This is a genomic window from Marinimicrobium sp. UBA4209, from assembly GCF_002381585.1.
Lineage (GTDB): Bacteria > Pseudomonadota > Gammaproteobacteria > Pseudomonadales > Cellvibrionaceae > Marinimicrobium > Marinimicrobium koreense.
On the sequence record NZ_DFTP01000010.1, the window covers coordinates 14273 to 25176 of the forward strand.

11 protein-coding genes are annotated in these 10904 nt (G+C 59.2%); 7 read left to right on the plus strand and 4 right to left on the minus strand.

The features are described 5' to 3' along the window. The 6 genes from B3187_RS01975 to B3187_RS02000 all read left to right on the plus strand — a co-directional run. Nucleotides 1-341: DUF488 domain-containing protein (locus B3187_RS01975; RefSeq protein ID WP_286804383.1), on the plus strand; the 341-nt coding region annotated here is incomplete at its 5' end. A gap of 32 nt (nt 342-373) precedes the next feature. Then, on the plus strand, nt 374-1093 hold the full coding sequence (locus B3187_RS01980; RefSeq protein WP_286804384.1) for a 3-deoxy-D-manno-octulosonic acid kinase: 720 nt from the start codon (nt 374-376) through the stop codon (nt 1091-1093). Between the two features lie 93 nt (nt 1094-1186). Next, nucleotides 1187-2071 (plus strand): glycosyltransferase family A protein, encoded by an 885-nt coding sequence (locus tag B3187_RS01985; RefSeq protein ID WP_286804385.1) that lies wholly within the window; start codon nt 1187-1189, stop codon nt 2069-2071. After that, nucleotides 2068-3027 (plus strand): DUF6492 family protein, encoded by a 960-nt coding sequence (locus tag B3187_RS01990; RefSeq protein WP_286804386.1) that lies wholly within the window; start codon nt 2068-2070, stop codon nt 3025-3027. The genes B3187_RS01985 and B3187_RS01990 overlap by 4 nt, the downstream gene beginning before the upstream one ends. Continuing rightward, a complete protein-coding gene (locus B3187_RS01995; RefSeq protein ID WP_286804387.1) occupies nt 3024-4301 on the plus strand; it encodes an O-antigen ligase family protein in 1278 nt (425 codons plus the stop codon). Before B3187_RS01990 ends, B3187_RS01995 begins: the two co-directional genes overlap by 4 nt. A 25-nt stretch (nt 4302-4326) precedes the next feature. Beyond that, a complete protein-coding gene (locus tag B3187_RS02000; protein ID WP_286804388.1) occupies nt 4327-5244 on the plus strand; it encodes a glycosyltransferase family A protein in 918 nt (305 codons plus the stop codon). An 11-nt stretch (nt 5245-5255) separates the two neighbouring features. On the opposite strand, the gene B3187_RS02005 is transcribed toward B3187_RS02000, so the two are convergent. From B3187_RS02005 to B3187_RS02020, 4 genes are read right to left on the minus strand one after another with little or no spacing between them, the layout of a single operon-like run. Continuing rightward, the gene (locus tag B3187_RS02005) at nt 5256-6179 is read right to left on the minus strand and encodes a glycosyltransferase family A protein (RefSeq protein WP_286804389.1); all 924 of its coding nucleotides are present in this window, start codon (nt 6177-6179) and stop codon (nt 5256-5258) included. Nucleotides 6180-6213: 34 nt separating this feature from the next. Continuing rightward, nucleotides 6214-7053 carry a glycosyltransferase gene (locus tag B3187_RS02010; RefSeq protein ID WP_286804390.1) on the minus strand — a complete coding sequence of 280 codons (840 nt, stop codon included), beginning with the start codon at nt 7051-7053 and terminating at the stop codon, nt 6214-6216. A gap of 48 nt (nt 7054-7101) precedes the next feature. Continuing rightward, nucleotides 7102-9201 carry a diguanylate cyclase gene (locus B3187_RS02015; RefSeq protein WP_286804391.1) on the minus strand — a complete coding sequence of 700 codons (2100 nt, stop codon included), beginning with the start codon at nt 9199-9201 and terminating at the stop codon, nt 7102-7104. Next, nucleotides 9191-9805, minus strand: coding sequence for a biliverdin-producing heme oxygenase (locus tag B3187_RS02020; RefSeq protein ID WP_286804392.1), 615 nt, complete (start codon nt 9803-9805; stop codon nt 9191-9193). Before B3187_RS02020 ends, B3187_RS02015 begins: the two co-directional genes overlap by 11 nt. 127 nt (nt 9806-9932) lie before the next feature. Between B3187_RS02020 and lpxL the strand changes: the two genes are divergently transcribed. Continuing rightward, on the plus strand, nt 9933-10853 hold the full coding sequence (lpxL, locus tag B3187_RS02025) for an LpxL/LpxP family Kdo(2)-lipid IV(A) lauroyl/palmitoleoyl acyltransferase (RefSeq protein ID WP_286804393.1): 921 nt from the start codon (nt 9933-9935) through the stop codon (nt 10851-10853). The last annotated feature ends 51 nt before the right edge of the window (nt 10854-10904 follow it).

The following is a 10904-nucleotide window of genomic DNA, read 5'->3' on the forward strand; positions in this document are numbered from 1 at the left end:
GCCTCTGGCCGCGAGGGAAGCGCCGGGACGACCTGCAACTGACCGAGTGGTACCGCAACGCCTCCCCCTCTCCCGCCCTGCGGCGCGCCTGGCATCAGGGCGATATCGACCAGCAGCGCTTTGCCAAAGACTACCAGAGCGAGCTGGACGATGACCCGGACGCACTCACGCCACTGATGCGCCACGCCCGTCGCGGCCGCCTGAGCCTGTTGACCGCCACCCGCAACCCCGAGCAGTCTCACCTGCCCATCCTGCGCAAGGCCCTGCTGGACCAGCTGGCGCGGGAAGACGAACAGGCCGATGGCCGCGAGCCCAGCTCACCCACTTGCTATGAACGCTAGCAAGCACTCACCCACAAAGGCTGAATGATTTGATGATCGACGCCCCCGGCCGCGCCTACCACGACGGTTCACAGCACGCTCTGGTCCAGCCCGCCCTGGCCGACGCCTTTCAGTTCCGGTGGTTTGATCCCGCCGCCTGGGGCGCTTCGGCCGAGCCGGTCGGCAGCGGTGGCCGGGGCGCCGCCTGGTTTCTCGACGGTGACCTGGGCCGGTGGGTCCTGCGGCATTATCGCCGCGGCGGTCTTCCCGGCAAACTGCTGGATGACCGCTACGTCTACCTCGGCTCGTCCCGGGTCCGAGCCCTCAGGGAGTTTTCCCTGCTCCAGTCACTCAGCGCCCAGGGGCTGCCCGTTCCCACCCCCATCGCCGCCTGGTACGAACGTAAAGGACTCACCTACCGGGCGGCCTTGATCATCGAGCGGCTGGAGGATACCCAATCGCTGCTGAGCCTCGACCAAACCGGGCACCCTCCTCTCTGGGAGGCGGCGGGACGCTGCATTCGGCGCTTTCATGACGCCGGGGTTTACCACGCCGACCTCAATGCCACCAATATTCTGGTCCGCCCGAGCTCGGGCGAGGTCTTTCTGATCGATTTCGACCGCGGCGTTCAACACGCCAGCCATACCGCTGACGCGCCCTGGAAGGCCGCCAACCTGGCCCGCCTCGAGCGTGGCGTCCACAAGCATTGGAGTGCCGGCACCGACAACACGCCGGAACCCTTTCTCAAAGCGCTGAAGCAGGGCTATGCCTGACGGTCAGCGGTCATCTACACCATGATTCTGGCGGGCAGCGCCGCCTGTGCCGTGATAGAATGCCGCGGTTTTTTGATCCGAATGGCGCACCTTATGTTTGACGCACTCCGCCTCGCTTTTTATCGTCTGGCCGCCAAAGGCTGGGTCCCGGCCCGCTGGTTCGAGCCGGACCTGCCACCGGTGGCCGCGCGGACGGCGAAGACCGGGCCGCTGGATCTGGAGATCGTCAGCCACTGCTGGAATTACTCGCATTTCCTGGCCTATCAATTGAGCTCTCTGGTGCTGTTCCCGCCCACCAGACTGAACGTCACCATGACCGTGTTCTACGCCCCCGAGGACACCCGGACCGCGCAACTGCTGGAGTTCTTTTCCACCCAGTCGGTACCCGGTGTCACCTGGAACTGGCGGGCACTGCCACGGCAGGAGCTGTTCCGCCGGGGCATAGGCCGAAACCGGGCGGCACTGGAAACCCGGGCCGACTGGGTGTGGTTCACCGACTGCGATCTGATGTTCCGCGACGACTGCCTGGATACCCTGGCCGAATTGCTTCAGGGGCGCCAAGACGCGCTGATCTTCCCCGAAGAGGAGCGCACCACGGATCTGCTGGCCGAAGACAATCCCATGCTCACCGCGGCCCATGAGCCAGCGGTATTGGACATCGACACCGGCTCATTTACGGTCAAGCGCCCCTCCAAGGCGACTGGACCGCTGCAGATCGCCCACGGGGATGTCTGCCGGGCGGTCGGTTACTGTCGCCACATTGCCCTGTATCAGCAGCCCAGTGAGCAGTTCGCCAAGTGCCACGAAGACCGCGCTTTTCGCTGGCTGGTACAGAGTCAGGGCGAGCCGCTGCCCATTCCGAGCGTGTACCGTATTCGGCACATCAGCAAAGGGCGCTACACGGGCAGCAAGGCCAACACCGGGGTACGCACCGCGCTGCGTCGCCTTCAGTCGCGCCTGAGGGACGGCAACGGATGACGGCCGCCATCCCGTCCAACCCCATTCTGTTGACCCCGACCTGGGCCGGAGATCTGGAGCACTTCCGTCTGCTCCGGGCCTCTCTGGCGCGCTCCCCCCTGGCGGGGCTGAAACACCACGTCGTGGTACAGACCGAAGATCGGCACCTCTTCGAAGCCTACGCCGAAGCGCCCAATGTGGTGCTGCGAACCACCGCCGAGGTACTGCCAGCGGACGTAGAGCGCGAACGCATCAAGGCGCGTCACATCAGCGCCCGCACCGGCCGCCACCTGACCCGTATCAGCGGCAGCCTGCGCCGGACCCTGGGCTGGCCGCGCTGGCCCGCCTATACCGGCTGGCATACGCAGCAGCTGTGCAAACTCGCGGTGGCCAGTGAAGCGGGCCACGACACCACCATCGTTCTGGACTCCGATGTGGTGGTCACGCCCTCGGCCCAACTGGATGACTTTCAGACCGCCGACGCGGTGGTGTGCTTCGCCCAGTGGCAGCCACTGGGGGAGTTGAGCGGGAAAGTACGCAAGTGGGTGGACAACGCCGCCAAGCTGACCGGGCCCCGAAAACTGACCGAAGATCAGCCGGTCAATACCTATTTCGACACCCCTTTCGTATTCGACGGGGCCGCCGTGAATGGCATGCTCCAACATCTGGAGCAACAAAGCGGCCGCCCCTGGTGGCAACACCTGCTGAACCAACCGCCCAGACGCTGGTCGGAATTCGGGTTATACAAACAGTATCTCGCTCAGCACGAGACGCGCCCCGTGCAGTGGCGGGCTCCGGATGTGATGCACTATATCTTTGACACCCGCGATGCCACGGCCGTGGTGCAGCAAGTCAAGGCGCTGTTCGAGCGCCCTGACGTTCACTATATTACCCTTCACTCCCAGAGCAGCGGCAAGCACGACTGGAATGCCCGCGACTTCACGGACCTGTTGCTAGAATGGATCACCACGCAATGACACCCAGTGCTCACGAGCAAACGACTTCCGGCTATCAGCGCCGCCTGCCGACCCTGTTTTTGATCTGGGTTGCCCTGTCGGCCATCTCCCCGCACCCGGACCTTTTCAAGGCCTGGTTCCACCTGGCGCTCGGCTTACCGGTACTGGTTTTTTTCAGCATGGGGCGGCTGCGCATTGATACCGGTGACGCCCTGCTACGTCTGTGCGCGGGCTTTTTACTCTACGTAGCCGCCAGCTCACTGATCGTCAGCCAGGCGAGTGGCGCAGAGCACATCCAGGCCCTGCGTTGGAGTTTTGAAACCGCATTGCTGGTCTTGGTGCTCTTGGCGGCACTGCCGCGCATTTTGGAAACCCCCCTGTTCCTCGGGCGCTTCATTCTCTCCTGCGTCGTGCTCGGCAGCCTGTCCGCGCTGGTCATTTTTGGCGGCTTCCATCACTTTTCAGGACGACTGCATGGAATTGGCGCCTTGTATCAGCCCATTGAAGGGGTCTCCGTGCTGATTATGTATTTGTGCATTGGCGCCTTTCTTCTATGGCACGAACGGCAGGCAATCAACCGAAAGGATCTGGCGCTACTGTTCGCAGCACTCATTCTAACCTGCAGTTGCACCTTGCTCTCGGGGAGCCGGGGACCGACCCTCGCGCTGGCGGTGATCATCCTCTATACCTTGCTTGTCAGCGCCGTGCTTCACCGCCACTGGAAGCTGCTCCTGATTGCCTTTTTCAGTTTAACTGCCGCTCTGGCCGGCGTACTGTCGCTCTACGGTTTCAATGAGTTCGTCCAGTTCATGGCCGAGCGAGGCACCTCTTACCGACTCCTATTATGGACGGCCCACCTGGAACACCTTCCCGCCTCACTGCTGTTCGGGCATGGTGCCGCCACTGATCTCGAAACCACCAAAGCGGGCCTGCTCATATACGCTCAGTCCCGGCTGGGTACCGCACAACCCCACAACCTGTTCCTCGGCACCTTTATACAAACGGGTCTGATCGGGTTAGGCTTTTTACTGGCGCTACTCGGTTTGGTGCTGAGCGCCATTTATCGAGCCAACACCACGAAAGCCGCCAAAGTTTACTTGCTTGGCATTATCGGCACCATTGTCATGCTCGTGATCACCAATACCTACACCTTGGTCATTTCCGTTAAAACGATGTGGCTATACACTTGGTTACCCCTGATTTTTGTTTGGGTCTGGAGCCGACAACTGCCTAGCTGGCCCCGCGTTGACCCAACGGCTGATCTGAGCCATGGCGGCACAGCCCCAGGCGAGTAAGCTCTGTCCCACTGACGAGATTCCTATGACCGATCAGATATCTGACATTTCCGTCGCATTCTGTATATTTTCTTTCAACCGGGCACAGTTCTTAGAAAACTGTGTGGATTCTATACGCAAGTGCGCGCCTTACGCCGACATTTTAATATTCGACGACGAGAGTACCGACCCGCTCACCCAGTCTTACCTGGAGCGAATACGGGAGACGGTCACAATCGTGCAACCTGCAATCAAAGGAAGGATCAAGCACGGCGGACTTTATCACAACATGCAGTCCGCCCTGGAGGCAACGCAACACTATTCCCTGGTATGCTTTCTTCAGGACGACACACAGGTCATTCGACCGGTTGCGCTTCACGAACTTGCTCAATTACATTCGATATTGGAAGAGAATGCCTCGGTCGGTTTCATTCACCCCTGCTTCATCCGCGGCATCGACCTGAACAGAAACCCCGTATCTGATGACCCTGGCCCCACCCAAAACACCTACTTACGAAGGGCGACCCAGCAAAGTGCCGGCATTCACTATTCCGACCTGCTGGTCACCTCTCCGCAAAAACTACTGAAGAAACAGTGGCGATTTCTGCAATCCGAACCGGGCAATGATCGCCAGGCCAAAGCACTGTTCGGACGCATGCTATACCTTTACAGCCCTTTTGCCATGTGGCTGCCAGAGGTTCCGGCGTGGCGTGGAAAGAAGAAGACTCTGGCCCTGAAGATTGCCGAACGAAAGAAACAATGTGGTTACTACCCATTCATAATCTGGAGCGCCGAACAGGCAGATCAGTTCCTCCGCCGATCCCCGAAGGAGATTCCCGTCGCTGAATCGCTACTGGAATGCACTCCGATAACGCCTCGAAAGCCATGGACCTACAACCCGCTGACTGGCCTAAGGGGGCTCAAACTACTGAACAATCTGGAAGTCAAATTGAAGCGGTTGTGAGCTGGTAAAGACTACCCTTTCGGAGTAAACCAGCTCTTCGCACTGCGCACCACAGCTTCCAGCTTATCCAGTCTGCGCAGCAAACGCGAACGACGTAGCGGATGAAATATCCAGGGGCGGGGCACCCCGTCGACCGTTGTCGACAGGTAGTGCTCTGCGATCGGAAGTTCTTTCGTGGGGCGCGATTTCAACGCTCTGACCCTGGCATCCGTCATAATGGAAAATGGGTAGAGACCCGCTCTGTTGATCTTTTCCGCTATCGAAAAAGCAAGACTTTTCTTTTTATTCCTGTAGGCCGGCGGGTTAGGAAGCCACATGACAAAGGGGGCGTATAGGTATCCCATTTCTTCAAACAACCGGGCTGCCTGCTGCTCGTTCTCAAACTCACCCATCAAAAACTGCCACCCCTTATCCTTGAGTCGTCGCGTGGTCGTAATGGAAATATCAGAGTAATATACGCCTGCAACGCGGCGCCCATTTTTCACGGACTGAATATAGACACCCCGCTCCGGATCATAAACAAATCGCTGCAGAGTAGCCGGCCGGGCTATTTTTCGCTGAAAAACCGGTGCGAGAAAGCCCGAGTCTGGATAGCGGTCGAAATACTCCTTGATAAACACCACATCATCGTCATCCAACCGCCTCACCATCTGAGTGTCATCTTGCAAAAAGCAGATGACATCATCATCGCATACTCGATCAATCGCGTTTTGCATGTTGGTGTACAGGGCGCCATGCTGGTCAGTAGAGTCTTTGTCCTCGCGCACCACCACTTCGTGCCGCTCGCCGATTGACGCAAGGACAGCGACGGTTTCCGGGTCATCGCTGGCGTCATCAAAAACAATCACGGGTTGCCCGGGCGCGCAACACTCGATCGACTCTACGCAATTTTTCAGGTGCGGCCCGCGATTGTATGAAAAAACGAAAAAGATCAAGCAAAACTCCAACGATAAAAACGACTACAGATTCTCAGCCAATAATCGACACATCCGATCCATCATGCTCTTTCAGACCATGAGCTGTAACCACGATGCGTTCTTTCTCCACTTTCTTCCGGTGCTCCTTATTAGCCAAAACAATACGAGGATCAACATAACTTCGCTTGTGATCCAGGTGAATGACGATCGCGTTGTATCGCACGTGTTTGGGTTTGACACCGAGGTTGATCAGACGAGCGCCAAACTCTCGATCCTCCCCACCATAGGCCATGGTTTCATCAAAACCATTGACCGCAACAATATCCTTCAGCCAAGCGGAGCCATTCGACCCTTTGAAGCGACAGCGGGTTGGCGTCAAACGGTTATAGAGCCAGGCTCTTAAAGGGCCTGCCGTCAATTTGCTGTTCTTGTGGCTGGCAGGCAGCCCTCGCTGTTTCAACCATGACAAATCAAAACATTCGCCGCTGACAATGTCCTCTCTGGCAATCAACTGACTCAAATCAAGAGGCAATTTGTGGTAGCCGCCGGAAAGAAAGCGACCGGGTTCGGCTTCTGAAGCGTGCACGGAGAGAAAATCGCGACGAGGAATACAGTCCCCATCGGTATAGACGACGTATTCGCTCTCAACCTGCAATGTCGCAAGATTCAAAATACGACACTTGCGAAACCCTTCATCCGGCTGCCAGACATGCTTGATCTGCATTCCTGTTTCAGAACGCATTCGATCCACGACGGCTCGGGTCTGTTGCGAAGAACCATCGTCGGCAACGATCAACTCAAATGCCTTATGGTCCTGAACGGAATATCCCCAGAGCACCTTCTCCAGCCACGCTGGCGAATTGTAAGTCGAAATGATGACCGATAGCTTCAAAACGCGCCCCCAAGGCCCGAGTCAAAGCCGGTTATAATAACACCATCTCTACCTCTGCAGACAGACCCGATTGCGTCCAGCGTGCTTCGCCTCGTACATGGCCCGATCGGCGCGCACCAGCAGAGTTTTCATGGTATCGCCCTTGCCCCACTCGGCCACGCCGATACTGATGGTGACCGGCTCGTCCAATCCAAATTCAGTGCCGAGTACCAGCCCACGCAGACGTTCGGCGAAAATCGCCGCATCATCTAGCACGGTATTGGCGGCGAGCACCAGAAATTCCTCTCCGCCCCAACGCCCCAACTGGTCGCCCTCACGCAGCCCGTCGGTCAGCGAGTTGACCAGGGTTTTCAGGATCCGGTCACCGACATTGTGGCCGTAGGTATCATTGATCTGCTTGAAATGATCGAGATCAAACAGCAACAGGGAGAACTGCTGGCCATAGCGTTCGGCGTTGGCCATGCTCATCTGCACCAGATGCTCAATCCGGTAGCGGTTCAGGGTGCCGGTCAGGGAGTCGGTGTTGGCCACTTTTTCCAGGTGCTGATTCGCCTCCGCGAGTGCCTTGCGTTCGCGCCGCAGGTATTCATTCAGCCGGGTAATTTCATGGGCGGCGGCAATGACCGCCAGGTCATCGCCCAGATCCCGGGCGGCGTTGATCTCGGCCGGGTGCCAGGACGAGCTTTTGCCACTGACCTCTTCAACCCAGGATGCAAAGGACGTTCTCGGCGACAGAACCGTGCGTCCGTCGCGCACCTCGGCGACCTTCTCGGGTTTGCCCGCCCAGGGAATCATTTCAAACTGCTCTGGACGAAACAGCAGTAACCAGCCCCGGGCATCCATGTCAATCAGCAGGGGCATGGCCAGCAGTCCGCAGCACCAGCTCTGTATCGCCTCAGCACAGGGGTAGCCCGAGGCGCTGAGCGAGGTGGTGGCCCAGGGCTCCGGCTCTTTGAGCTCAGCGTCAAGCCAGTTGGTCAGCTCGCGCACCTGATCCTCGTCGGGGGTCTTGCCGGAGCGGGTGATTTCGCCAAGATACACCAGCGCAATCCCCTCCACCCGGAACAGCTGCCGCCAGTGCTCGGCGTGCTGCTGCACCAGATCTCGCGGCGCGTGACGCTCCTGAACCCCGTGGGCGAGCTGAACCCGATTGTCGTGGATCTGCTGCCGGTAGTGGGCGTCGGCCTCGGCTTTGAGCAGGAACAGGCGTTGGCTGGCCACTTCAACCAGAGTGGCAACGCTGTCCCGGGCAGACGGCGACAGAGACAGGGGCGTCTGGCTGTGACAGCTGACCAAGCCCCAGAGCCGGGAATCGGAATAGATGGCAACCGACAGAGACGATCGGACCCCCATGTTCTGCATATAGTCGCAGTGAATCGGCGATACCGCCCGCAAATAGCCCTGGCTCAGATCCAGCGGGCTGCCGTTGGCCGGATTCATCGCCGGCACGAGCGGGGCGGCCTCAGCCTGAGCATCGGCAATGACGCGAATGCGATTATTGCCGTACATGGCGCGAACCTGAGGCGGGATATCGGACGCAGGGAAGTGTTGCCCCATCAGGGAAGACAGCACCTCATCGCGGCTCTCGGCAAGCACCTTGCCATTCCAGTCGTCATCAAACGCGTAAATCAGCGAGCGGTTGTAGCCGGTAATGGACCGGACGGCATCGCACAGCCGATTGAGGACCTCATCCTCGGTGCGGGTTTCCACCAGCTTGGCAATCCAGTCGTTGACCAGGGACAACCAGCGATAGCGCGCCGAACCTTCCAGTTGTTCAAGCTCCACGATCACCGCATCGCCGCTGCGGTAGGCGACCACGTGCAGCTTACGGCTGATGCCAGCCAACTTGCGGGTGACGGTCATCGCCCCCGGGAGACGATCGGAATTGGCCAGCCCGCGCCGGATCCTGCCCAGCAGGCTGCTGCCCAGAATGCCTGCGGCACTGGCCCCGAGGCACTCGTTCACCGTCAACCCCAGGTGCTGGCGAACATTGGCGCTAACCTGCCAGACCCGCCGAATTGACGAATCAAAGCTCAGCAGCACTCCGAAGCTCTGCACGGCGCCGGGAATATGGATGGGCTCGCGCGCGCACTCTTCCTGCGCTGCCTGAAGCTCGTCCGCAAAACACTTCGGGGTTTCAGCGGTCACTCAGTTGCCTCTGCCAATGATCGAAATGGGCCTTCAGCCCGGTAAAGGTTGCCTTGGCGCCGGTCAGCGCGCAATGCCATGTCGCATCCAAAGGAATGGATTCCAGCCAGAGGCAAAGGCGGGTCCATCCGTCCTGGGTAACATGGTAATGAAAAAAGTCGGCGCCATTACTGCTCTCCAGGCCCAGGGATCGGTTCAATGCCCTGGCGATGACCCGCCCCCCTTGGCTGGCACCTTCCAGCACATACAGCACGCCGAGCGCCTCCTCCGTAGAGTCTAGCGGAGGCCGCCAACTCGCGCCCGTGCGGATATCGTGATCATCCGGCAATTGCAGCACGCGGCAGTCCTGATCCAGTGACGCCAGGCGAGACTGGTAACGATAGCCCACCTCGGGAAAACGCTCTCGAAGTTGCTGCTCGAGGGGCATTAGCGCCGGTTCCAGGGCACGGTAGTATGCCCGCTGAGCCCGCAGGATCTGACCGTATTCGATGAGGGTGAGTTCCGGGGAGAGCAGTCGCTGCATGAGCGGTTGGGCCTCGAGTGCCTTATGCTCCGCACGAGTGGCCGCGCGCAGCGCCTCTCGCAATGACTGATGATGGGACAAGGGCCGTCCTCTTACTCCCGGTAAAACTTCAAATGTGGCGTCTATATTAACATAGTTCACAGGCACCCCCCGCGCCATCATACACGGTAGAATAGCGCCTTTTCTGTGTGTCTGAGGATTTATCGAAATGCCGCGTGTCTCCCGCCAACTGTTTCACCCTCGCTACTGGCTGACCTGGGTCGGCTTTGGCCTGTGGTGGCTGATTGCCCAGTTGCCCTACCGGGTGCAGATGGCCATGGGAAGAGGGCTAGGGAAACTCGTCTGGCGCTTGGCCAAAGGTCGGCGGCGTACCGCGTTGCGCAACCTTTCACTGTGTTTTCCGGACATGGCTGAGCCGGAACGGACCAACTTGGCCCGACGCAACATTGAGTCCACAGCGATAGCACTGCTCGAAACCGGTATCGCCTGGTTCTGGCCACGTCGACGTTTGATGTCTTTATGCCACAGCGTGGAAGGGCTGGAACACTTGCAAGCTGCCCAGGCCTCGGGCCAGGGGGTAGTGTTTATGGCGATGCACTTCACCCACCTGGACCTGGGAGCCAAACTGGTGTGTTTGAACCATTCCATTGACGGTCTGTACCGGCCCCACAATAACCCGGTGTACGATCTGATCCAGCGCCACGGTCGGGAGCGCTTCAGCCAAGGCGGAATTGCCATTGCGCGGGAAGATATGCGGCATATGGTACGCCGACTGCGCCAGGGCCGGGCGGTATGGTACGCCCCCGATCAGGATTACGGCGACCGTCGCCCGCACGTGTTTGTACCATTTTTTGGTGTACCGGCGGCAACAATTACCGCCACCTCGCAGTTGCTACGCATGGGCCGGGCGCAACTGATTCCTTTCACCCATCACCGCCGGGCGGACGGTTCGGGGTATGACGTGAAGGTGTACCCGCCGCTGACGGAGTTACCCTCAGGCGATGAGACGGCGGATGCCCGGCGGATCAATGAGTTTATCGAAGAGAGAGTACGTGCCTGCCCGGAGCAATACATGTGGGTACACCGGCGTTTCAAAACCCGCCCGGAAGGGGAACCGTCTCTTTACTAGGCACTATGTTACTAGGCACTATGTCGGATTACGCTTCGCTAATCCGACCTA